This is a genomic window from Paenibacillus sp. FSL F4-0243, assembly GCF_037963295.1.
Lineage (GTDB): Bacteria > Bacillota > Bacilli > Paenibacillales > Paenibacillaceae > Paenibacillus_AQ.
Genome location: NZ_CP150151.1, coordinates 5,238,986 through 5,261,224 on the forward strand (window position 1 = coordinate 5,238,986; position 22,239 = coordinate 5,261,224).

General features: G+C 39.3%; 30 protein-coding genes, 1 tRNA gene and 1 pseudogene. 12 read left to right on the forward strand and 20 right to left on the reverse strand.

Going from position 1 to position 22,239, the window contains the following annotated elements; translation table 11 throughout:
• Nucleotides 1–492: 492 nt before the first annotated feature.
• Both NSS87_RS23310 and NSS87_RS23315 read right to left on the reverse strand, forming a co-directional pair.
• Entirely contained in the window at nucleotides 493–2,361 is a 1,869-nt protein-coding gene (locus NSS87_RS23310; protein ID WP_339243072.1) for an AIPR family protein, read from the reverse strand.
• 456 nt (nucleotides 2,362–2,817) lie between these two features.
• Nucleotides 2,818–3,291: a GNAT family N-acetyltransferase gene (locus NSS87_RS23315; protein ID WP_339243074.1), complete on the reverse strand. Its 474-nt coding sequence runs from the start codon at nucleotides 3,289–3,291 to the stop codon at nucleotides 2,818–2,820.
• 298 nt (nucleotides 3,292–3,589) lie between these two features.
• Between NSS87_RS23315 and radC the strand changes: the two genes are divergently transcribed.
• Nucleotides 3,590–4,198, forward strand: a complete 609-nt coding sequence (gene radC, locus NSS87_RS23320; protein ID WP_339243076.1) for a DNA repair protein RadC — start codon at nucleotides 3,590–3,592, stop codon at nucleotides 4,196–4,198.
• A gap of 181 nt (nucleotides 4,199–4,379) precedes the next feature.
• The gene (locus NSS87_RS23325) at nucleotides 4,380–4,589 is read left to right on the forward strand and encodes a helix-turn-helix transcriptional regulator (protein WP_339243078.1); all 210 of its coding nucleotides are present in this window, start codon (nucleotides 4,380–4,382) and stop codon (nucleotides 4,587–4,589) included.
• 1,338 nt (nucleotides 4,590–5,927) lie between these two features.
• On the opposite strand, the gene NSS87_RS23330 is transcribed toward NSS87_RS23325, so the two are convergent.
• Together NSS87_RS23330 and NSS87_RS23335 are read right to left on the reverse strand one after the other, a co-directional pair.
• Nucleotides 5,928–6,602 (reverse strand): GIY-YIG nuclease family protein, encoded by a 675-nt coding sequence (locus NSS87_RS23330; RefSeq protein ID WP_339243080.1) that lies wholly within the window; start codon nucleotides 6,600–6,602, stop codon nucleotides 5,928–5,930.
• 179 nt (nucleotides 6,603–6,781) lie between these two features.
• Complete coding sequence (locus NSS87_RS23335) at nucleotides 6,782–7,111, reverse strand: helix-turn-helix transcriptional regulator (RefSeq protein ID WP_339243082.1); 330 nt, start codon at nucleotides 7,109–7,111, stop codon at nucleotides 6,782–6,784.
• Between the two features lie 91 nt (nucleotides 7,112–7,202).
• Between NSS87_RS23335 and NSS87_RS23340 the strand changes: the two genes are divergently transcribed.
• A complete protein-coding gene (locus NSS87_RS23340; RefSeq protein WP_339243083.1) occupies nucleotides 7,203–7,517 on the forward strand; it encodes a DUF6809 family protein in 315 nt (104 codons plus the stop codon).
• Between the two features lie 108 nt (nucleotides 7,518–7,625).
• Here NSS87_RS23340 and NSS87_RS23345 read toward each other — a convergent pair.
• The 3 genes from NSS87_RS23345 to NSS87_RS23355 form a co-directional block, all read right to left on the reverse strand.
• Nucleotides 7,626–7,711 (reverse strand) — tRNA-Leu (locus NSS87_RS23345).
• A 161-nt stretch (nucleotides 7,712–7,872) separates the two neighbouring features.
• Entirely contained in the window at nucleotides 7,873–8,343 is a 471-nt protein-coding gene (locus tag NSS87_RS23350; protein WP_339243084.1) for a WGxxGxxG-CTERM domain-containing protein, read from the reverse strand.
• Between the two features lie 76 nt (nucleotides 8,344–8,419).
• Nucleotides 8,420–9,106: a M15 family metallopeptidase gene (locus NSS87_RS23355; protein ID WP_042190775.1), complete on the reverse strand. Its 687-nt coding sequence runs from the start codon at nucleotides 9,104–9,106 to the stop codon at nucleotides 8,420–8,422.
• A gap of 298 nt (nucleotides 9,107–9,404) precedes the next feature.
• Here NSS87_RS23355 and NSS87_RS23360 point away from each other — a divergent pair, with 298 nt between their 5' ends.
• On the forward strand, nucleotides 9,405–9,569 hold the full coding sequence (locus NSS87_RS23360; RefSeq protein WP_179085776.1) for a hypothetical protein: 165 nt from the start codon (nucleotides 9,405–9,407) through the stop codon (nucleotides 9,567–9,569).
• On the opposite strand, the gene NSS87_RS23365 is transcribed toward NSS87_RS23360, so the two are convergent.
• Nucleotides 9,566–9,901 carry a YolD-like family protein gene (locus tag NSS87_RS23365; protein ID WP_042130171.1) on the reverse strand — a complete coding sequence of 112 codons (336 nt, stop codon included), beginning with the start codon at nucleotides 9,899–9,901 and terminating at the stop codon, nucleotides 9,566–9,568. The two genes, NSS87_RS23360 and NSS87_RS23365, sit on opposite strands and share 4 nt — an antisense overlap.
• A 382-nt stretch (nucleotides 9,902–10,283) precedes the next feature.
• Complete coding sequence (locus NSS87_RS23370) at nucleotides 10,284–10,844, reverse strand: hypothetical protein (RefSeq protein ID WP_339243088.1); 561 nt, start codon at nucleotides 10,842–10,844, stop codon at nucleotides 10,284–10,286.
• Nucleotides 10,845–10,961: 117 nt separating this feature from the next.
• Here NSS87_RS23370 and NSS87_RS23375 point away from each other — a divergent pair, with 117 nt between their 5' ends.
• Complete coding sequence (locus tag NSS87_RS23375; RefSeq protein ID WP_339243090.1) at nucleotides 10,962–11,450, forward strand: PH domain-containing protein; 489 nt, start codon at nucleotides 10,962–10,964, stop codon at nucleotides 11,448–11,450.
• 82 nt (nucleotides 11,451–11,532) lie between these two features.
• On the opposite strand, the gene NSS87_RS23380 is transcribed toward NSS87_RS23375, so the two are convergent.
• Both NSS87_RS23380 and NSS87_RS23385 read right to left on the reverse strand, forming a co-directional pair.
• Nucleotides 11,533–13,008, reverse strand: a complete 1,476-nt coding sequence (locus NSS87_RS23380; protein WP_339243092.1) for a glycosyl hydrolase — start codon at nucleotides 13,006–13,008, stop codon at nucleotides 11,533–11,535.
• 173 nt (nucleotides 13,009–13,181) lie between these two features.
• Nucleotides 13,182–13,598: a cytidine deaminase gene (locus NSS87_RS23385; RefSeq protein WP_339248644.1), complete on the reverse strand. Its 417-nt coding sequence runs from the start codon at nucleotides 13,596–13,598 to the stop codon at nucleotides 13,182–13,184.
• 107 nt (nucleotides 13,599–13,705) lie between these two features.
• Here NSS87_RS23385 and NSS87_RS23390 point away from each other — a divergent pair, with 107 nt between their 5' ends.
• Nucleotides 13,706–14,137: a NucA/NucB deoxyribonuclease domain-containing protein gene (locus NSS87_RS23390; protein ID WP_339248645.1), complete on the forward strand. Its 432-nt coding sequence runs from the start codon at nucleotides 13,706–13,708 to the stop codon at nucleotides 14,135–14,137.
• Between the two features lie 78 nt (nucleotides 14,138–14,215).
• Here the strand turns inward: NSS87_RS23390 and NSS87_RS23395 are convergent, their stop codons facing one another.
• Nucleotides 14,216–14,362: a hypothetical protein gene (locus NSS87_RS23395; RefSeq protein ID WP_156113170.1), complete on the reverse strand. Its 147-nt coding sequence runs from the start codon at nucleotides 14,360–14,362 to the stop codon at nucleotides 14,216–14,218.
• 149 nt (nucleotides 14,363–14,511) lie between these two features.
• Between NSS87_RS23395 and NSS87_RS23400 the strand changes: the two genes are divergently transcribed.
• The 3 genes from NSS87_RS23400 (at nucleotide 14,512) to NSS87_RS23410 (ending at nucleotide 15,609) form a co-directional block, all read left to right on the forward strand.
• Complete coding sequence (locus NSS87_RS23400; RefSeq protein ID WP_076098563.1) at nucleotides 14,512–14,688, forward strand: YjfB family protein; 177 nt, start codon at nucleotides 14,512–14,514, stop codon at nucleotides 14,686–14,688.
• A 140-nt stretch (nucleotides 14,689–14,828) separates the two neighbouring features.
• A complete protein-coding gene (locus NSS87_RS23405; protein ID WP_231573332.1) occupies nucleotides 14,829–15,371 on the forward strand; it encodes an ImmA/IrrE family metallo-endopeptidase in 543 nt (180 codons plus the stop codon).
• A gap of 76 nt (nucleotides 15,372–15,447) precedes the next feature.
• On the forward strand, nucleotides 15,448–15,609 hold the full coding sequence (locus tag NSS87_RS23410) for a hypothetical protein (RefSeq protein WP_179085777.1): 162 nt from the start codon (nucleotides 15,448–15,450) through the stop codon (nucleotides 15,607–15,609).
• Between the two features lie 123 nt (nucleotides 15,610–15,732).
• Here NSS87_RS23410 and NSS87_RS23415 read toward each other — a convergent pair whose 3' ends face one another.
• A complete protein-coding gene (locus NSS87_RS23415) occupies nucleotides 15,733–15,903 on the reverse strand; it encodes a hypothetical protein (protein ID WP_179086700.1) in 171 nt (56 codons plus the stop codon).
• Between the two features lie 110 nt (nucleotides 15,904–16,013).
• On the opposite strand from NSS87_RS23415, the gene NSS87_RS23420 reads away from it, so the two are divergent.
• From NSS87_RS23420 to NSS87_RS23430, 3 genes are all read left to right on the forward strand, one after another.
• Entirely contained in the window at nucleotides 16,014–16,346 is a 333-nt protein-coding gene (locus NSS87_RS23420; protein WP_076299638.1) for a DUF3139 domain-containing protein, read from the forward strand.
• 176 nt (nucleotides 16,347–16,522) lie between these two features.
• Nucleotides 16,523–17,017, forward strand: coding sequence for a sigma-70 family RNA polymerase sigma factor (locus NSS87_RS23425; protein WP_339243095.1), 495 nt, complete (start codon nucleotides 16,523–16,525; stop codon nucleotides 17,015–17,017).
• Nucleotides 17,014–18,003 carry a hypothetical protein gene (locus NSS87_RS23430; protein WP_339243097.1) on the forward strand — a complete coding sequence of 330 codons (990 nt, stop codon included), beginning with the start codon at nucleotides 17,014–17,016 and terminating at the stop codon, nucleotides 18,001–18,003. The genes NSS87_RS23425 and NSS87_RS23430 overlap by 4 nt, the downstream gene beginning before the upstream one ends.
• A 336-nt stretch (nucleotides 18,004–18,339) precedes the next feature.
• Here NSS87_RS23430 and NSS87_RS23435 read toward each other — a convergent pair whose 3' ends face one another.
• From NSS87_RS23435 to NSS87_RS23465, 7 genes and pseudogenes are all read right to left on the reverse strand, one after another.
• The gene (locus tag NSS87_RS23435) at nucleotides 18,340–18,843 is read right to left on the reverse strand and encodes a hypothetical protein (protein ID WP_339243098.1); all 504 of its coding nucleotides are present in this window, start codon (nucleotides 18,841–18,843) and stop codon (nucleotides 18,340–18,342) included.
• A 549-nt stretch (nucleotides 18,844–19,392) separates the two neighbouring features.
• Nucleotides 19,393–19,455 (reverse strand): annotated as a pseudogene (locus tag NSS87_RS23440) (YjcZ family sporulation protein); the annotation flags it as partial.
• Nucleotides 19,456–19,681: 226 nt separating this feature from the next.
• Nucleotides 19,682–19,786 (reverse strand): YjcZ family sporulation protein, encoded by a 105-nt coding sequence (locus tag NSS87_RS23445; protein WP_231573505.1) that lies wholly within the window; start codon nucleotides 19,784–19,786, stop codon nucleotides 19,682–19,684.
• 30 nt (nucleotides 19,787–19,816) lie between these two features.
• Nucleotides 19,817–19,966, reverse strand: coding sequence for a dihydroorotate dehydrogenase (locus tag NSS87_RS23450; protein ID WP_197071333.1), 150 nt, complete (start codon nucleotides 19,964–19,966; stop codon nucleotides 19,817–19,819).
• 546 nt (nucleotides 19,967–20,512) lie between these two features.
• Nucleotides 20,513–21,115 carry a restriction endonuclease gene (locus tag NSS87_RS23455; RefSeq protein WP_042194355.1) on the reverse strand — a complete coding sequence of 201 codons (603 nt, stop codon included), beginning with the start codon at nucleotides 21,113–21,115 and terminating at the stop codon, nucleotides 20,513–20,515.
• 41 nt (nucleotides 21,116–21,156) lie between these two features.
• On the reverse strand, nucleotides 21,157–21,633 hold the full coding sequence (locus NSS87_RS23460; protein ID WP_339243100.1) for a GNAT family N-acetyltransferase: 477 nt from the start codon (nucleotides 21,631–21,633) through the stop codon (nucleotides 21,157–21,159).
• A 76-nt stretch (nucleotides 21,634–21,709) separates the two neighbouring features.
• Complete coding sequence (locus tag NSS87_RS23465; RefSeq protein ID WP_042190795.1) at nucleotides 21,710–22,165, reverse strand: GNAT family N-acetyltransferase; 456 nt, start codon at nucleotides 22,163–22,165, stop codon at nucleotides 21,710–21,712.
• Between the last annotated feature and the right edge of the window lie 74 nt (nucleotides 22,166–22,239).

Below are 22,239 nucleotides of genomic sequence, written 5' to 3' on the forward strand. Positions count from 1 at the left end.
GCTTTTTTTTGTCTTAAAGGAAGATCGATACTCCAATCGTAAATATATATAGAAGATAATCTCAAAAGACCTACTAATGATGGAATAAATATTTTGTGCTATACGATTCCATACAAGTCAAGCTTTAAAGAGTTCATGAATGGCATAAAGGATCGTGATTTTGTTTTGGTTATTGTAAGTGATGGTTATTTAAAATCACAGGCATGTATTAAATTAATTTTGACATTTCTCCAACCACCTTATGAACAATATATATATATATAAATTTTACTATATCTAATTTCTACCTTTTATGACATTTTCCCTTCATTAGAATCAAAAAGCACCTTAAAAGGTGCTTCGATTGCGTTTTCTCCTTATGAAAAACTATGTAGTTTTAACAATTTTCATTTAAACCAACTGAACTCCTAGCAATCTTTTAGTTTCACTGTTGAAGTCCCCATTACCCTCTGCTCTAGGAAAATATCTCTACCTGAAGCATGCTCTCTTAATTTATTTGTTGTTTTTTATAACCCTTACTATTCTACTATCAAATTCTGCCTTTCGTAATGCTGAAGGTACCGATTCTTTCTTGTTTCCAGCATAGCTTTGTATAGTTTTTCTAAAAACCTCTACCGCATTTTCGAAGTGCTCTGAGAACAAATCATCATCATCTAGCACACTTTGAATTGATTTAAATTGTTCAACTATACCCTTATCATTGTAGTTAGACTTAAGAATCGAACTCAAAACAAAGCATCCAATATGAAACTTACCATTACCAAGCAACGCTCTTTTATATGCGTCTATCCCTAATAAATCATATTTAAGTATACTTCGAATATGTTTTTCGATTTTCAAATGTACTAATACAGGAACTAAAAACAGCTTATAATTAATTTGTTTGACATTTAAATTAGGAAAAATATCATCGTAATATGTTATAAAAACTTTCTTAGGATTTGCTCTTGCTTGCGAAGGTTTAAACTGAATCATTGCAAAGTATAATTGGGCAAGCTTTTTAATATCAATGATTTTTTGAGAACTAACACCTTGATTTTTAAAGAAATTTGCCCTTCTTTCATAATAAACACCATAGTCCATAAAAAATTGTTCAATATTTTTATGTATATCCTCATTAGCTTTTAAACTAAACACCTTAATAGGCGTTTGAGAATTGGTTGTCTCAGTTATTCTATAAATGAGGTCTGCATTCCCCGTTTCAATTATTTTAACTAAAACAGTAGCTTCCTCATTGAGCCTTTTATTTATTAGGTTATCTAGTTCAGTTTTCTCTTTAACACTTAGCGTTTCTCTGCTAGAAAGATCTTCATATCTTTCTGAATTCAATAATGCTTCATACAAAGTATTAGAAGTTTGGCAACCATTCACAATCTGGAGACCATGAAGTTTGTATTTATCATTTGGGAGTTCTTCAACTTTATTACAAGTAATGGTTAATCCATTATTATAGCTCCAAAAATACTTTCCTTCGATATCATCAGTGCACGTATCAAAAATTTTAGAATTATTCCCTTTATTTTGAAAATAATCTCTAATATTCGCTTCAAAAAGTTGATTTTGCCACTCTTTAACTAATCGCGCAATCTCATGAGCATTAACTACACAGATATACCCATTTAATTTTTCACTTTCATTCGCTTCTGTTATATATTTAAAAGTTTTTCTATAAGCTATTATATCTTTTATTTCAGGTTTATCTCTTTCAGCGTCAATTAGTTCCTGGGCATCAACTAGACATATCTCTACATTTTTATATGCATTAGTATTTAATATTTCCTTTATTTCAACAAGTTGTTTAGATACTATTTCATCTTTCAACACATTTTCTTTAACACCAGAAAAACATATATATACTTTTATATGTACTTGACTGGAACTGAATTCTTCATATATATGCTCTCTCATCTCATAAATATTCTGATAAACTTCATACATATACTTATTGAAATCATATAAAATATTACTGTTAATAAAAGTTTCCTTTATTCCTTCTTTTAATTTCAAAAGGGTTGCCTGATCTATTCCCACACCCTTTTTGAATTGGAAAATATGAAATACAAATTTAGTATCATTATTGTAAGATTTCAGTTCATCTGGAGATTGAATCACTTCATTATTAGCCGTTAGATATAGTGCATCAATACCATAATCATGCTGTTCATTTCTATACCCGCTATCTACTACTCCTTCCTCTATCTCTTCGTCATCTAAATTACTCATGATTTTACTCAAAGCAAACATCATAAAACCGATTCCCTCTTTAGTAGCTTGGGGTTTGCCTACAAACTTTTCATCATACTTTGAAATATTTTCGATTTGCATTCCAATTCTTTTTTCAATCATGTTTAAAATACTCATTTTTATCTCCTTTTTTTTAAAAATACTGTATAATTTTTCAATGAAACTATTGAATGAAACTATTGATAGTATTTATTCATTTCCATTCAACATTTTTGCTAGTGTGTAGTCATGAGCAGACTCAGAGCAGCTAGAAGGCCAACAACTATTCTAACTTAATACAGCTCTTGTCCTGTAACGAATTTCCCGGCGGACTTAGCAGGCAGTAATGACTTTAAAGATCCCTTTGACCCGGGGGAAACGGGTAGACTGAACGAATTTTTGTACGGCCTGGGACAATTTTTGAGCTTTGCTTTTCTGGCTTCCACTATGATTTTGTTGAATAGTTCCATTATGATTAGTTTCAGACACACTCTAATAGGGATGCCTAATCTCGCGTGCCCATTCAAAGCTTAACTGTATGTATCCCTTCCCTAACCCTGAATAAATTTATGTTATCTTCTAAAAATCATCTCATTAAGTTAGTTCTTTTATTAACTCAATATCTAACTTTCGAACCGCGTTTATTGCAAACTCCTGGCTCTTCGGTTCCATTCTTTGAAGCCCCATCCAATATGCTTTATAATTTTTCCTATATAACCATTCAATCATTTTTACTGCATTCGGATTTGAGCTTTTAACTATTCCGCGAACCTCATTAAAACCTTTTTCCTTAGCGATACGTTCTAGTTCTTCAATAATAATTGATCCAGAACCAGACCCTTGATAATCTTTATGGACTGCCACTGAAATTTCAAAATTATTATTGTTATAATCTATCCAACCAAAACCTAACACTCCAACATTGTCATCAATTAGCTTAAACCATTCTTGGCATAGTTCTTCGCCAACGACGACATTTTCCAGATTAAAAGTCCCTACTTCTACATTACCTACGATATTTTCCTTCTCATTATCCCAAATGGGGTTCTCTTCTTTTACCAAGTACATAACAATCCTCCTATATTATCTATTTGCTTATTTTTATGCATATCAACCCTAAAACAGCCTGCGACTTCTTGCCTGCCTCGGCAAGGGTATAATTACCTTTGTGAAGCTAAAACCTGACCGATCCAAAATCTTCTAAGCTTTAGAACTATATCAAAATACATAATTCGCCAAAAAGTTACCACGTCCTCCCAAACATGCGTTCTACTCATAGTTAATATGTAAATATGTCGCAAATTCGAAAATTTGATATCTATATTATACAAATGATAATCAGAATTCATTTGGAAGGATAAACATTATGCAACAGATCAAAGAGAATGATTTGAGACAATTAGTATCAGAATCATTAAGAGAAAGCAATGACAGCTACACAATTCAAGAGCTTTTCCAGCGCTTTCCTACAACTACAGAACTAATGGATGTATCAGAGCAACAATTAGTATCTATAAAGGGAATCGGCAAAGGAAAAGCTAGGCAAATTACCGCTATGTTAAAACTTGCAAAGGTACTGAGCTTACCTGATCAGGATCAACATATCATTCGTAGTCCTAAAGATGTTTTCCATTTACTCGAATCAGACTTGCGTTACGAACAGCGAGAACACTTCATCTGCCTATTCCTCAACACTAAGAACCGCCTCATATTCAAAGAAGTCATCTCCGTAGGCTCTCTGAACGCTGCTATTGTCCATCCCAGAGAAGTATTCCATGCAGCGATTAGACGCTGTAGCGCCTCACTCATTTGCGCTCACAACCACCCGAGCGGTGACCCGGATCCGTCAATTGAGGATGTAAATCTGACAAAACGACTCATAGCCGCTGGGGAAATCATAGGAATAGAAGTCCTTGATCATGTAATTATTGGTGGCAATCGCTTCTACAGTCTGAAAGAGCATGGTCATTTCTAAATTTCACTAACTACGATTTGTATGTTCCTCAGATAATCAGTTTAAAACCCCTCTTTAATACTTTTATCCACGGTTTAACCACACTCCGTATCAATTCTCTACTATAGGCATTGAAATCCGCACTATATCCTGTTGAGCCTCCTACCAAAAAATTCTATCGTTTGATTAGGGGTGACGGGAAATGAACAGCATCGAATCTATTGGGGAAGATATCAGGATTTTACGATTAAAAAATGGTTTCAGTCAGGAGCAGCTTGCACTAAATGCAGGAGTTAACACATCCTACATCGGTCAGATTGAACGTGGTGAAAAGAACCCTACGATCAAAATACTAGAACAAATATCAATTGCTCTGGAGATCACCTTAGTTGATCTATTTAACTTTGTATGATTCGAAGGGAGGTGCGAGAAGCGGTTGCCATCAATCAGCTTTAACTATAAACCCTGAAACCATTAAGCAGTGTCTACTGGAAGTATTGATGGACAACACAAATATGATTATTGAAAACAAGAAAGAAACTTGAAGGGCAGTTGGTCTTTTAATTATTGAAATAGCTTATCAATCAAATTGGAGGAAATATAATGATGAATAACGCTCCAGGAAAGCATATATTTGCCCAAGAACCTATAATAGTCTTAGAGAATCCTATGAAAGGCTAAAGAAAATGGTATTACGGCTTAATTCCTGTATCATGCATTGCTTTTATGATAATCGGAGGTCTGGTCTTTGGTTTGTTTATTGTTTTTATATTGGATGGGCTTTGGCCTATATGATTGTAAATGGAATAGCTGGAGTGAGATTAGTGAAGTTAAACTTCACTAATCATCCTATGTCATCACTGATTACAAATGAACAGTTATACGAGCGGTTAAGTACTTTTGCCCATCCTGATTTCATTGTTGAAAAAGGCGTGGGCGTGTTCGTTTTCTATTTAGAAATAAGACAGTGCATACAATCCGGATTGATAAAAAAAGCAAACGTATTCTATTATTTCAAAGCTCAGGAAAAAGAGCATGCTCACCAATCGGCATTATCCAGGTATCAAAGAATATATACATGCCTATAAGGCCATTCCCATTGTACAAAATGCTGTTAATTCAGCAATTCCATTCTTCAAAAAACAAGAAAATGCTACTCTTAAAGAAGCATCATTAATATTGTATTGGAGGATTTAAAGTCATGATTGAAATATATGTTCTTCTTTCCATACCTTCTGGTTGAAATTCATAAGCAAGTTACAACGTAACATCACTTTATTCACAAAAATCCCTAATTATATCATTTACAAAATCATCTTGTCTCTATTTATTGGTTGGGCGGCAACTCCGTCGAATATCTCTTTAAGTTAGTTGAGTGCTTAATTCACCAAGGACTAAGCAGTAAACAAAATAGAATCATCATACAACGGGGAGAGCTGCCGCTCTTACCGTTTTTTTGAGTTAATCTCTGAAAGCGGGTGAGAAAGATGGATAAAGCACTTGAAAATGCCGGGAAACAAGCGCTGGTCTAGCACTTGGTACAGCAATATTTCCCGGCGCAGGAGCAGCCGCATCTTATTTATTTGGTGTTGGCTATGGAACGCTCAGAAGCCTTAAAGCTTGGAAATATTAATCAAAATAAATTATAGGAGGAATAGAAACGATGAGTGGTTTTTGGGAGTGTGTAGCGGAATCTGCTGTAATGTAGTGAACCAAACAATCGAAAACTCAGTACAAAAATATTATTTGATCATATTTCAATATGTAAATCCCCTTTGTTTTTTGTTTTATAATCGATCTTATTTCTTTTTAACTTTTCAAATTGTTCATATACTTCCTCTCGCGATATTTGTAGATACTTAGTTTCATTCTTTGATAACCATAATCCTGTGATTTTTTCTAGGTCAAGGGCATAAAGTTTATCATCATTATTTGTCCTTGAGCCAAATGTACCACTTATAGAGGCGAATATTGTTGCCTTTGTTACTTCATCAAATTCTTTGAAAAGATCAAGCTTAATTTTATTTCGATTCATTCCTTTAGATATTTTCAATATATGTTTTGGATTATGTAAAGGTTGTTCTATATCAAAAGGCAATGAATTATTATCTACTAACTTTTCATAGATCAGAAGTTCATTAGGACTAGAATAGCTCCCCCCTCTAACATTTAGCCATCCGTATTCGTTCATCATTTCAATTGTTACTTCATTTTCTTTTTTCAGTTCCTCATCCTCTGTACAAATACCGTTATCTATTATTTTAAGGAAATTAATTGGTTTATATATATTAGTCCATTCAGCGCCTTTTTTTGTGCCATGTTTTTTCATTCTTTTTATTAGATTGTCGGTTTGTCCTACGTAAAGCTTTCCTTCTTCTAGTAGTAATACATATATCCATCTTTGACCTTTTTCAAAAGTAAACATATTTCACATCACACATCCAATCCACATGAAATTGTTTTACGACCATCGATATACAAGAAATGCTGTCCCATGAAACTGCTACAGTTATTACAAACATGAGCATTACTAGCTTGGTAGGCACGCGTAAATATAAAAAAAGAATGACCAGCATCAATCATTCTTTCTCATTAAAAATATATTTATTTGGTTTCAGATATCTTTTCCTCCACAAGCTCCACTAACTCCGATGCCTTCATGTTCAAAGCTTCAGCAAGAGATAGCAAAGAATTTAGGGTAGGCTGGTGAACGCCACGTTCCAGCATAGATATGTAGGTTCGGTCAAGGTTACTTTGGAACGCTAATTTTTCTTGACTCATCTTTTGCTTCTTCCGAATTGTCCTTAATACTTGCCCAAATATTTCTTCTGATTTCAAGGTAATACCTCTTTTAGATTCATTATCTAGTTGTCTTAACCATAAAATCCACGTAGTATACTCTACAAAATGATGATAATCTATGATATGATTCATTCAAGAAAGCTCTGATATGTCAAAAACAATAATCCATTTATAAAAATCACTGTTGAATACAAAGTACATTATAAAAGAAGGGGATGAGGAAATGAGGAGTCTTTTAGAGAAGCTATATCATGGTAACTTGCATCCAGATGAAAATGTCATATCTAACGACCCGCAATACTTTAAGTTAAGCCAAAAAACATCTGAAATCATAGAGATTTGGAAGGAGCGACTTTCAGAGGAGGAATTCGACGAGTTAGAAGCGTTATTAGAATTATATGCTCAAACTCATGGTATGGAGTTAACATCTATTTTCAAGTATGGATTTCGCTTGGGGGCGGGCATCATGGTCGAGGTCTTAACCGGGGAAGAGGACCTTGCTAGTAAGTTGGGTACCTTTCATGACAAAACTCCATAATTAAAGGAGTAAATCCTGTGCGCTTAATAATTGTTCTAAATACAATCCCCTTTTGAAAATAATCAAGAAAAACAAAAAAACCTTGATTTCTCAAGGTTTTCACTGTGATGCCGAGGACGGGGGTCGAACCCGTACGGTACTCACGTACCGCAGGATTTTAAGTCCTGTGCGTCTGCCTGTTCCGCCACCCCGGCATATTATGTGTTGTTGCTTCATACGATGTTTACGTATAACGCGACAAGAAATATAATATCATGAATATCGATAACGCGCAATCCCTTTTTCAAAAAAAGTTTTATCACATTAAAAATAACCCGTCCCAGCATATGCCGACACGGGTTATTAGGCATGTCGATTATCTGCGTTCGTCACTTCTGCTTCTCATTCCGACAAGGCCCAAGAGTCCAAGCAATCCGAGCCAGCCCCAGTTTGATCCTCTGCTGGTAGTCCCAGTATTGGTAGTTGTGCTGGTTGCCCGATATCTACCATCCGTTGTAGTGTTGGATAGTGGAGTTACCGTATTTCTGTTGTAGTTATCCCGGGTGTAATTTTCATTGTAGTTATTGGTGTTAGGTCTATAATTTTCCCCTGTGCGAATCTTATCTTTCATAATGCTCTCATGCTGATTCATCGTTCCCGTGGTGCCGTTCATTAGATTGCCTTCCGTATTCATCATCCGAGTGTTATTCACGGTACCATCCATGCCCGTATTCGCGTTCGGGATACCGCCTAAAGCGGCTGACCCGATTGGATTAGCGTAACTAGCTCCCATTATACTCATTGACAGTACAGTACCGCATGCAAGGCTTGTTATTAGCTTGTTCACAGTGTTATGCCTCCCTTTATGGTTAGTTATCACTGATAATTTCCCCTTGGGTGGCACTGTCTATACATGAATAGCTTTACTCTTTTACAACATTCACTGTCTTGCTTGCTGCGTCATACGTAACCTTTGCTCCAAGCGCCTCAGCCAGAGCACGCACGGGTACATACGTTACGCCGGTATCAAGAACACCATCCGTAAGTTTAGTGCCGTTTAAGGTTATCGTTACTTTAACGTCTTTGTTCACCTGGTCATCCTCCCCAGTAATTCTTTTTAAAGCTTCATTGACCTGATCCGTCGTAGGACGTTTACCTGCCCGAAGTTGAGTCGTAGTTAAGCCGAAGGCCATTTGCAGATGTGAATAATCTTTAAAAGACGTCCAGTCTCCTCCCCACTCAAGCCCTAGCTGTTTTCCCACCTGTACAACCTCTTGCCAGTCCGCTATTTTATCTTTATCACCATCACGATTCATGTCCCAGGAAATACTATTTCCATCCGGCAGCAAAAGCGCAAAATCAAACGCAAGGCCATAATTGTGATAGCTGGTTCCACCCTTGGCGTTGGTAACTATAGGTCCAGGCTTACTTCTCCCCTGCGCATACAAGGCATTTTGTTCAGCAATCGACCGCAATCCCTGAGTAATAACGATGGGCACTCCTCTGGCATAGCTTTGCTGTATCAAAGCCTTCGCCCCTGCTGCCAAAACAGGATGAAGCCCAACAAGCCTCGCCGCCGATTTGTCCCTCACTTGATCTAAAGTCAGCATAGTATCACCCCTTGGTATAATCAATGATCCCGCTTTCCCATTCGCTTGTACTAATACCCCTGCTTGCCTTAGCATACAAGCATAAATGTCTTCGGCGTCCATATAAGGAAGGACGATAAGCGTTTAAGCGAGAAATATAAGACATAAAGGATAGGTGCATAACTTATACTTTCTTATATTTTAAAAAAAGACCCCGGTATCCCCGAGATCTCCCCTGAAAAGCACCTATTCATAGCTTCTTCACCTTGGATCATTTCTACAAAAAAGGGCAAAATATTAGCGAAAGGTGGGAACACATATGGACATTCATAGTGATAGCTATAAAGTTGCTGCCCTGAGCGAGCAGGAAGAAGCACTCGAAATTATTCGAAATGCCGAAGCTTCCATTGCACATCTGACCGGCAACCCAACGGTGACCCTAATTGCTTATGAAAAAAGTGAAGTCAGCGGTTCTCAGCATTAGACGATGTAAACCTCCACTAGATCATCTACATTGATCCACTTCCATTCCTCCGCCCACTGTAGCTTAAACTCACGCGAGTGGGTGTGAATGGAAGTCACAAAACCACTAATTGTCGTATTCTCAAAAGGATCAAACAGCACAACAGTGACGCGCACATGACTCCGTAACGATAAGGCCAGTGTACATTCGATCTCCTCCAGCTTCTGCTCATCCAGAATAGGCTTAATGCGGCGCAGGGTCTCCCGTTCATCCCTAATAATTCTTACCTTATGCTCCGGCAGCATCATGCGACTACTTTCCCACAGTCCGTTTTTCTCCAGCTTTTTGCCCATGGTAACCCCTCCCTAATTTCTATACTTATTCCGCTACACACGAACGTATGTTTGTATTATATCCACACCTTCGCTGAATAATCAATAATCAGGAAAAAGATCCCACTTTAAAATCCTCCTCTTTTATCTAAAAGTTGTATAATATTGAATATCTAATTGAGAGGAGCTTTCCACTTGAAAAAAAACAATGCCCTGCTCATCCTAATTCCCGTATTATTCCTGTGTCTATACCCCCTCGTATATCGAAGCAGTACCCTCTCAGACCTCACAAAAGGAATCGTAGCCGGCTTATTTATAGGATTGGCAGTGTTACCTCTACTCAAGCTCAAAATCGCATCAAAAAGACGCTGACAGTTGAACTGTTCAGCGTCTAAATTTCGATCTATTCTTGAACTTTCTCTGATTCAGCGGTGGACTGACCATCAGCATCGATGAGCCCTGTTGCTTCTCTTGCTTCATTAAGCTTGGAAATGCCGTATAGCATCGCGACGTCAGCGTTCTGATTCAATTCCTCGAACTTCTCAGCAGTGACCTCTGCGGAATCAGCACCTTGAGAGGCCTGTTCTTTTAGAGAATAAGCACTTTGAAAAGCAATTTTGGACTCATCAAGCAGTTTACGAATGTCTTCGGGCAAGCTAGAGGAAATTTTCACTTTCTCAGCCTGATTGGATAAGTCTGTTGCGGTCTTTTGGAATTCGTTAATCTTCTTCTCCAACTGCCTGTCCGAAAGTTCTCCTGCTGAATAAGCAGCAATAGCTTCGTTGAACTCCGTTAAAGATGATTTTCCTAATTCATCAAGTTTAGACATTTCATTGTAGAAGTTTTGCACGGTTTCCTGCACTTCTTCTTCCGAGGCAGGAGCCGATGAAGTTGAATTATTATTGCTGCAGGCGCTAAGGATGACAGTCAGCATTAGCGTTCCTATTAGTAACACTTTTTTCATTATTTATCCCTCCACTTAACAGAATAATGTCGGTTTGTGTAAAGCGCAAATGAAATTTATGTAAAATGACTATTATGTTATAATTATTTCAATTGTAATCAGGGAAGGAGAGTATTTATGCCTTATTGCACAACCTGCGGATCAGAATATAAGCAGGGCGCTAAATTTTGTGGAGAATGCGGATCTAGCATTGACGGCACTGCTCCAGTGACCGCCCGCCGTCCATCAGCAAATCAAAATGCTATTCAAGAAGTCGTTCTCTGGAAAGGCAAACCAGCCAGTATCTCTGATCGCCTCAAAGGAATCGTACGCCTAAACACGACTACGTACACCATTACAAGCCAGCGCATTATGGTAAAGACCGGACTTATCGGTAAAAATGTCGAAGAAATCGAATTACTGCGTGTACGCGATTTATCCGTAGCACAATCTATCATGGACCGGATGCTCGGCATCGGTACATTAACTGTATTTTCTGATGATGCCTCAGCGCCGCAGCTTCTTTTCCGAAAAATCCATGATGCCCAAACCGTCAAGGATGTTCTGCGCAAAGCTGTTCGTGACGAGAAGATCGCCAACAACATTAGCTACCGTGAACAAATCTAAGATTCTTTCACATTAAAAAAAGCCCCGAAATCCGGGGCTTTTTCGCTAATATTCCGATGCTCGAATCAGTTCGGATATCGTCTTATGGAAGATAAAACGCTCCTGCTGGAATAATCCCTTTGGGTTGGCTAGGACTTTCCCACTGCAATACAATTCGCGCGTCCCCCTCATTCTCATAGTACTCCACTTTTATTTCATGTAGCTTGCCAGCTATCAGATTCACACTGCCTTTTCGTTCCTGTCCACTCTGATTCACCCAGCTATCAATGATCAGCCCTCCATCAATCCACACCCGTACCCCGTCATCAGAGGAGGAGTAAATGGTATAGGTTTCACTATAGGCTGCAGTCAGTTTTCCACTCCACCGTACAGAGAAAGCGTCGACACGAATGGCTGGATCAGGCGAACCCTGTTTCCACGAAAATTGGATGTTAGCATCGGTTCGCGTCAGCGCAGGTGCGCCGCTAAGAGTCATGTTATTGTAATATTGCCCCCATAGTCCACTCTGCAGCACACTGTCTCCCTCAGAGGCTACAATTGCCGCCTCAGCAGCATACTCTTCCCGCGTGAATACAAAGTTGTCATTCATAAAGGCTCTAATTACCGCATCGGTATTCTTCTCATAAAGAAGCTTGCCCCAGGTCATCTGATAAGACCATTTAGGCTGTGATTTAGATAGTAGTACAGGGGACGGTAGCTCTCCATTTTCTCCAATCGCAATCACTTTTCCACGACCCAGATCCCATAGACTATCATAGTGACTCCCCTTAAAATCCCCATCATAGATATCTAGTGCCAGCACATCTACTTTGTCACCGCTTGGGTAGTATTCGGCAGGGTCATCACTCCACTGATTTTTGGCGTTTGGGCTCCAGACCCACAATAAATTATGCAGCTTATGATAGCTGGTGAAACGGTCAAACATAAGGTTCCACAGTCCCACGTAGTTGATCTTCTTCCCCCACCAGAACCATCCGCCATTCATTTCATGATACGGCCGCCAGAGCACAGGAACTCCTGCATCATTTAGTTTTTTTAAAGAAAGGGCTATCTTATCCAGATCAGCGATCAGTGCGTTGTACTGAGAGGTACCCGGGGTTATATATTTGTCAAAATCAGCGTTGCTTATGCTCGTAGATACGTTATCCCAAGCTGGCGCAGTCCCTGGCAACTGTGCGTGATAGCTAATCGTTACGATTCCACCGTCTTTATACCAGCGAATAGCGCTGCTAACGACCCAATCCCGCTGATTGTCTATTAGTGCCGCCGTCTGATTATTGATTGCCCCCAGCTCATAGCCGTGAAGGGCGGCGTATTGCCCGCTAGTATTTTTCAGCTTCCCATTGAACTCATCCGCGCTCTCCAAATAATCATGTTGTCCACTAATCCATCCTTTTCCTTGCAGAAAATAAAGGGTATTCAACAATTTCTGAGCAGAAGGTACCGTTTCCGAATCCGCCGGAGCCATTTGCAATTTACGATACGCGATTTGCCACTGAACATCGCTCACAAACCTCGATGCCGAATCAACCATATTTCGAAGATTGCGCTGTTCCATCCACTCTCACATCCTTTTAACTTTTTTAAGTTATAGTATGGGGACAATAGTGACATGAACTCAGCGAATGGACATGAAGTTGTAAATTAATTTAGGACAGTGTAAGGAACTGCTGAATAAATTCACGGCTCAATAAAAAAAGGAGCCCGGCGGCTCCTGACTAAATCTCCAATTTACCTTGTATATCTCAGCGGTAGTAATTCAGAAATATCATATTTAGCTAACCGGCCGTCCTCGGATACAATAACTTTGCAATCCTTCCCGTAATCAGCAATTAACTCACGGCACATCCCGCAGGGAGAAACTACTTTAATTTCTCTTTCCTCGCTGTCCGGATCAGGATGCCTTACCGCAACAATCGTATCAAATTCCTTGTAGCCTTCGGATATCGCTTTTCCAATCACCATCGCTTCTGCACAGACTGTAATTCGTCCCATGCTAGCTTCTACATGTACCGCTGTAAAGATTTCCCCCGTCTTAGTACGGAGCGCCGCCCCTACATGGTGTCTTCCCCATTCATAGCGTCTAGTAATAATATCTTCAGCAGAGGCTATAAGCGTCTGATCTTCAATCGTAATCAAATACTCCATATCCAATTCCGTCCTCCTCTTATTTTTCCTAAGTATATTAAATCGCACTGCATTATGATATAAGATATACTATTTTAAGTTCCAAAAAAGGAGGAGCAGATTTGAAAATACAGAAATTACTCACCAGTCTCATCATTATTGTGTTACTTGCTTTGGGCGGTTACTGGTATGAACAGAACGGAGATCCGTCAGCCCCCTCGTCCACATCTGATTCAGAAGTTGTTCAGCTGATCTTCCCATCAGATCGTTATCCTGAGACTGCTAAGCACATTCAGGACGCGATTGCTAAAGGGGAGTCCGCGACGTGCACGATTAACCGTGAGCAGGCTGAAGACAACCGCAAAGAATCCTTAAAAGGGATCCCCACCAAAAAAGGCTACGACCGCGATGAATGGCCCATGGCCATGTGTAATGAAGGCGGCAAAGGGGCCGACATTGAATACATAACCCCAAAAGATAACCGCGGCGCAGGAAGCTGGGTTGGCAATCAGTTAGAAGATTATGCGGATGGAACCCGCGTAGAATTTATGTTCAAATAATAAGCTAACGTGAACAGTGCTTCAAAAGAATAGCCCCATCCGGTATACCGGATGGGGCTACAATGTGCATCAGCTAGCTTAGAATAAGCAAGCTTTAGTGATGATAACCAGCAAGATGAAGAGTACCAGAATAGCTCCTGTTGAAGTAAAAGGACTACACACCGGACCTACATTTACTGGGCTTACTACAGGACCTACGTTACAACCACAATGTTCCATTCCCATAATTAATTCCTCCTAATGATTAATGACTACAGCACAAGATATGTAAAAAGGAGATAAGCCGTTTGGGCGAACTGGCAAACAAATGCTATTCACCTAATGAATTAGGTAGGCACTGTCGATAAACAGGATATACACGAAGGAGGTGCAATATGGATATAGCCGCATTATCAATGGCAATGAGCCAGGCATCCTTAGCTCAAAATGTAGGAATACAAGTCATGAATATTGCCAAAAATCAGGCTGAAACCCAGAGTCAAACGATGGTGGAAATGCTGGGCAAAAGCGTTGCTCCGAATTTAGGAAAAACACTTGATATTAGTGTTTAATTGCTTTATGCTAAGGACACACGAGAACACTCGTTCTTATGTGTCCTTATGTTTTTTACTTTACATAGCCTTCGGGCTTTTCTTTTGCTCATTTATGCGAACATACGATCCTATAACTGATTCTGAATGAGGTGAATGATATGAATAACATGAAATCCTATTATCAAATGACTGCGCTGGAGAAGTGGACAGAAGATTTATACAAGCGTCTGAACCTTACTCAGCCTTCGCAAATTTCGATTGCTTATATTGCAGAACGGCTTAATATTTGGGTTCATTATTTGGATGTAAGAAGCAAGAGCATCGAAGCATCAGCGGGGATGTACACCATGTTTATTGACAACCGGCTTCCAGCCAGTCTGCAGCGGCTAGAGTTTCTCCATGAGCTCTGTCATCTGCTCCGCCATGGTACTGATCAAATATTGATGCCAGAACATTTTACGCGGGCACAGGAGGATGAATCTGAGCGATTTATTCTTTATGCAGCTATGCCCTACTCCATGATCTCCCGCATGACATTGCCTGAGCAACGGGAAGATGCAATCAGCTATCTTGCAGCAGAATTTCAAGTGCCAAGCGAGCTGGCTTTACAGCGGATTGATCAAATTCAAAGACGTGTTTTTCAGGGGCAATTATTGGCCGTGATGGGAAGAAACGAAGAACGATTAACACATATTCAATAATGACTGCGGAGATAATAAGGGTAGTCGCAATGAAGGACCATTAATTATGGTGGAATTTCTCGCAAGGGGGATCGATATGGAAGCCATTAAAGTAATTGAATTATTGATGACTCATCCAGATTATAACGTAGATGCAGTACACCCCGAAATTCCGGATTTTGTTGGGATCGAGTCGATTGAAGTGGATCATGAAACGGGGACCTTCTCCATTTTATTGCAAGAACCCAAAGAAGACTGAAGATGATTTGTGTAAGTTCATAATAAAAAGGCAGCAAGTATAGTATACCCAGGCAATTCTTTACCTACGCGGGTTTAACTATCGGCAGGAAATTTGCTGCCTTATTTGTAATTATAAGCTCTGTTATGCGACAAATTGAATCAAACCAATAAGAATTAGAATGAGGAACATACCCACAACTCCCCAAATAATAAACCATAAGATTCTGAGACCTGGTAGGCTGGGACTAGTATGATTCTCCAATACCTTAATTCGCCGCTCCAGCTCCTGTATTTTTTCTTCTTGCTGCGTCATCTTTCTCTCCACCCTTCTAATGTGTAGATTACAAGATACAATAGATATGACATACCAGTCACAATATATTATCTTATAATATATACATTTTAGCTAAATGGAGGGAATTAATGAAGAAAAGAACAAAAATAATCCTTATTACCTTCGTTATTGTATATGGAGTCGCTTCTTTAGCGCTTCAGGCCTTCCGAAATCATATGGACAATGAAGTGATTCATTATTTGGTAGCTACGAGAGATTATAAGAATGAAGATCTTTATAAAGTACACACCCAGATTAGTAAGGCTCCCGTCGTAAGTACAACGGTGATTTTTGCAGATGAACCTAACGCAAGATACTTTTATCGAAAAGAGAAGGATCGGATTTATCAATATAGCATGGCTCTTGTAAAAAGGTTTGATCCAAACTATACATATAAACATATTGAGGAGGGCCTCCCGTAAAGGGGAACTTCTATTATAAAGGCGCGATTGTCTCAGTAGTCATGATATGGCTGCTGGGGCAATCGCGCCTTTTTTAGATTCTAACCCTTGATCTAGACGCTAACAAATTTTCTCAGGAACATAATGTGACCAAATGCCGTCCTAAATGGTGTTATAGGTAAAGGGGGCATAGAATCATGCAACGATCCATGACCCGGCCGGGAAATCATGTGATAAAGAGTTACGAAATCTACGCAGATATGCTGTTCCGGATTGCTTTGGTCCATTTAGGCAGCCGCCAAGATGCCGAAGAGGCCACTCAGGACACCTTCATCAAACTGATAGAAAAAGCACCAAAGTTCATAGACGCTGAACATCAGAAAGCATGGCTGATCCGGGTAATCACCAATCATTGTAAAACATTACTGGGCAGAGGCTGGCGCAAGCGCGAGGTTAAACTGGAAAATGCTGAGCCGATTGCGGTAGACACCCCCGAGGATTTGGCTCTACTGCAGTTAGTTATGGCGATGCCTATGAAGTATAAAACCGTAATCCATCTTTATTATTACGAGGACTATCCCATCCAGGAAATCAGCAAGATTCTGCAGATTAGTCAGTCTGCCGTGAAGATGAGACTTCAGCGGGGACGGCAACTGTTAAAACTGGAGCTGGAAGGAGTGGAATCACAATGAAAGAAGATCAGTTTCGAACATTATACAAGAAAGCGGTGGATTCTATGAAACCAGGTGAAGAGATGAAAAAAGAATTGATCGACAAACTGGAGCAACAGCAGGAGCGGAAACGTCCACGCAAGACGGTTTATATCGCGGCAAGTATCGTCCTCGCCGCCGGGATCGGCTTAGCTGCACCTAATATATGGCAGCAGTTAAATGACCAGAGTACTCAAGGGCAAATCGCTCAGGTAACTCCAGGTCCAAACCAACCAGACAATTCTGGCATAAATTCGTCCGGAAGCATTGTTATCCCCAAGTTGGAACTGCCAGATACCAAATCTGGCGTTATGGCAGATATGATCGCTCTAGTCGTATATAAAGATAACATTTATACACAGTCTGCGACTCGAATCAACGCAGCCGATGCTGCCGCTCTGCGCGGTGACAAGTTGGGACGTACTACAGGTGGTATCGATGAATGGAGCGGTAAAGACAAATATATTGAGTTAGCTTCTAACATCGGCGAAACGGATATCTATTCCGTGAAGGGATATGATTCCGATTTCCTGATTATGTCCTATTCGGAAATCAACGGCGAAGTATTCGCCGAACTGTATGAGCATACAAACGGGATCACCGTAAACAGTGGCGCAGACCTATTTGGCAAGCTAAATCTGGAAGGTCGAATTACTTCCGCACAGTGGGAAAACTTCGACAGTTGGAACAACGGACAGCAGCAGTACACACCGCTCGCTGACGACGAGGCGCTTAATGGCTTCTTGAAGGCACTCCAAGCAGCCAAACCGCTGGCAGCAGAGCCACTTATCGCGCAAGGCATCTACGACAGCGAAGACCGCAAGGTTCTCTATCTCCAGCTGGAAGACAACGCCCGGGTAGAGCTGACGCTGTTTGGTCAAGGGCTAGTACGTTACGGTCAGGCACCTGTATTCTTCGAGGTCGAGTCCGGGGCATTCCAGCAGCTATGGGATAGTATGAAACCATAAGAATGATGGTCGGAAACCGAGAGTATAGCGATAGGAACAACGATTGGGACAACTTTTCGGGCACCATACCCATTAGAAAAGTCTAGCTGGATACAAAAAAAGGCGTTGCTGCAAAACCATTTCATGGCTTTGCGACAGCGCCCTTTTTGTGTTGACTGCATGGTTTGCATTGCGTCATGTCAGAATATCAGATTCTAAGTATAAAAGAGCCGTTGTAGGTTAATCCTATGATGGCTCTTTTACATGTTCAATACTGCTATGATAACGGGACTCAAAAAAAGAACGCCCACCATGGACGTCCCTGAGATTCTTATTCGTATACAACGTTCCAGCTAGTTACGCATTTACACTTTCTGTTTTACGATCCTGTCTTGTGTGTAATGTTTTCATCGCAAATCTTGCTATCGGCTGAGCAACCAACAGTTCAATCCAAAATGCTATACCAAAGTTTCTTGGCCAGATATGAAGGAAGTTTTTAAGTGGCTCTAGACTTATTTGTTTCGTCCCAACCCATGTGCCGATAATCGATAGTAAAATAGATAACACTGTAACATTCAATAAAGTATTCAACAGCACCCTAGCATTAAATCCATCGGTTTGTCCCATGAATTTTGGCATCACTTTTCCAACAATCGGCCCTGCAACTAATCTTACGGATAAAACTACGATCATCCACATAAACGGAATAACCTTTAGTGTATCTATATACACTTCCTTACTGAAGCCACGTTCCAACCCCACAATAATAGGGGCAATAGTGTTTACTGAAATGATTGAAATAATGAGTAAAAATAATATACCTTCTTTTCCGTTTCTGGGCAGTCTTGTGTCTCCATGCATGTTTGTCATCTCCGTGAATCATATTTCAGATGGCAGACGTATCATGAGACATATATTTTTGGCCCACTTAAAAGACCAATATCTCTACACACTGATTTAATAATTATATTACTTTTTTCAAATGAATGTCAGACCTCTATTTAAAATTTATTAAATTCCTCTGCTCTTTAGTGCATTCAAAAGATTTAAACTATCCCTGCGGTAAGCGCATGGCGATAAATCTTGCATCAGTAAATCCGTTAGCAAACTCGAAATTCGGGCCTTCCTAATTCTCTTCCCTTTGAATCTATGTGCCTATAGACAGCAAAAAAACCTTACAAAGTACGGGTTTTTGATAAGTGGGCCCTGAGGGACTCGAACCCCCGACCAATCGGTTATGAGCATATGATAGCCGTTTCAGTGGCATATCCACTTCAATCTTCCGCTGAGTAATTTCACCTATTTTATCGAGATATATCATTTCAATTATTTGGGCGATACTCATTCCCATATGTAAAAAATCCGTCAGTTGTGCTGACGGATTAAACGATTGAGAGTTCAGCTAACATTTTATAACAAGATAGTCTTAGAAATAATTACAAGGAGGATAAACAGTACCAAGATTGCACCTGTTCTATCCATTTAAAGCCCCTACTGTGGGCAAAGGTTAGAATGAGGATCTGGACCAAATCAGTCATGCTACGTAGTCCAGTATTTACAGAGTTTATCGTATAAACATAAACTACCCCCAACGACTTAATGTTGATGGGGGCAACTTTCATTATCTTCATTACAAATCCGCAAGTATCTACTGGCAGATATCCACTATAGGTGCTGGTCATAGTGGGAGGTTTGAAACTTAAATCAAGAAAGTTTTAGATATGATTACCAACAATATAAACAGAACCAGAATTGCAGTCGTAGAAGTAAAACCTCCGCCAAACCCTCCAGCAAATTCACCCATCATAATTCCTCCTTTGTAAATTAATGCTACTTAAAATATACAGGCTTTTGTAATGATGACCAGCAGGATAAAGAGCACCAAGATTGCACCTGTGGATGTAAAAGCTCCACCAACAAAACGTTCAGGTTCACGTTCACGTTCACGTTCTCCAATACCGCATCCACCAACAAATTCGCCCATTCGTGAATTCCTCCTTTGTAATTGAATACAAATGTAGGATATGCCAGTTTTCTGATCATGCTTGGGTATATGAGAGATGAAATTAACCCCGCTAACCAATTAAGGTAGACGGGGTATTTGATATATACACATTTATGCTAAAACCATCCTAAATTCAAATTCATTTCTGATGTAATAAACATCAGCAACCTTAACCTCCCATTTCTGGACTGGACCCTCACAATTAATTACGCAGTTGGCCAGAAACACCTTTTCTGTTTTTCAAATAGTTATATCCGCCAATAGATATGAGGGCTCCACACAACATTACAACCATCAAAGATGGTCGTTCCTCATTCGCAACATCATAAACAATAATGAAAAACCTGGTTTCATTTTCTCTGCTTTATGTATTTCTTAATCAAATAAAACAATACAAATCCTAACAACACCAAGCCAAGTATGGTGATCCATAGAATCGTTGGATTCCCTACGAAAAAGTATGTATTTCTGTATTGAAAATCTTCATTGTTCATCTGTATAAAAGCTCCTTGTTCTACGAACTATCTATTTCTTCGCAGCCCATCGTTTTTCAACTTTGAAGCCCTTCTTAATTACTTTATTATCCCATGAATCCAGTATAATCCTGGGCTCTGACTCAAGGATATCCTTTGCTTTATCAATCTGCCCTGACTTGAAAAAGTTTATAATTTCTATAAGGTCACTTCTACTATGTAATCTTACGGCGTTATAACTAGCAAGTTCTTCACACGCTGAGGTATATTGGTTTGAGGATATTACCATGGACTTTTTTGCCCTGTAATATCTCATGGAACTATAGATCTCTTGAACAGCTCCTAACCCTACTGGATAAGAATAACGCTTTGCCTGAACGACATTTCGAACCCCCTCCCCGTCTGTAAACACTAAGTCAGATCCAAAATCTCTGCCTCCTCTCGTTTTATATGCATCACTATAACCCATGGCCAAAAATAAACGATACAGATATTCTACAAAGCCAGTTCCGTCTTCCATTCGGTCTATGTCCTGGATCGTAATCTTAAGTGGATCAATTACTATACTTTGGGGAGGGTAACTCTTCTTTCTAGATAAAACTTTGAATACAAAAATAGCAGTAATAATAGCAAGAATAACCAACAAAATTATCATTTTTGTCAACCAGCAACCCCCATTAATATAAGAACCTCGCATTAACTAATGAATACTTGTGTTCTTCTTCCTACTTCAATTCGTTCAGTAAATTTTCCTCCTGTATATTCTTCTATTGCCTTTCTCCAAAAGAGTTGAGCGGGCTTGTTGTTATCTATTTGGTAAACTTCCCATTTTCCCTGGTGCAAATCAAATATATCTTTAGCAACCAATCTCCCTAATCCCAGCCTACGATACTTCTTCGCAATAAAAAATTCAGCAATAGAAAAATATGCGTCATCTTCTTCCCGATTTTTTAATTGGACTAAGACAAATCCAACAATTTTCCCATTGAGACTGATTAAATATGGATAATTGGGGTCTTTAGACCAATATTCATCAATTGGATAATTACCATATTTTCCGTTTTCCTCAAACTGCAACTCCATAAATTCTGAGAAATCATAAATATAGAATTGTAACAGGTTGCTGAGTATTTCTTTATGTTCCAAGGTTGCTATTTTGATTTCATAGTCCATGTTTGATACCATCCCTCTGTAGATTCAACTATCGTTTCCCGTTAGTTAAGTCCCAAACAAACCATGTTGCGATAATTTACTTTATAGTGTCGTGTTCATAGATTTTGGTGGGTCGTCCCCATTCAAAATTATCCAAACCGATTTCTCTGAATCCATATTTCTCATAGTAACGAATATGATCAGTCGTTATATAAACCTTCGTATATCCCAATTGCCCCACCATTTTTCTGGCATGCTCCAACAATACTGAACCTAAACCTTGCCCTCGCTCATTCTCGTCAATGAACAAAGGAGCAATCCATGGCGATAAATCTTTTCGAATTATATATTCCTGCTCAATCAATTGATAAAATCCAATTATTTTGTCGTTTTTTAATAGCAGAAATGTTAATGGCAAACCATCTTCAGCCGATAAACTTTCGTCAATTTTAGGGAGTACCACCTTCTGAACGTTTGGCCATTTTTCTTTAACATATTCAGCAAACTCTATATGACGCTCTGGACACTCTATTATAGATTTAATAGCTTGCATTAAGTCACTCCTTCATAAATACGGTTCTTGATGAGTATCACCTTCAAAAAAAAGGTGCTTTCAGATTACACCTT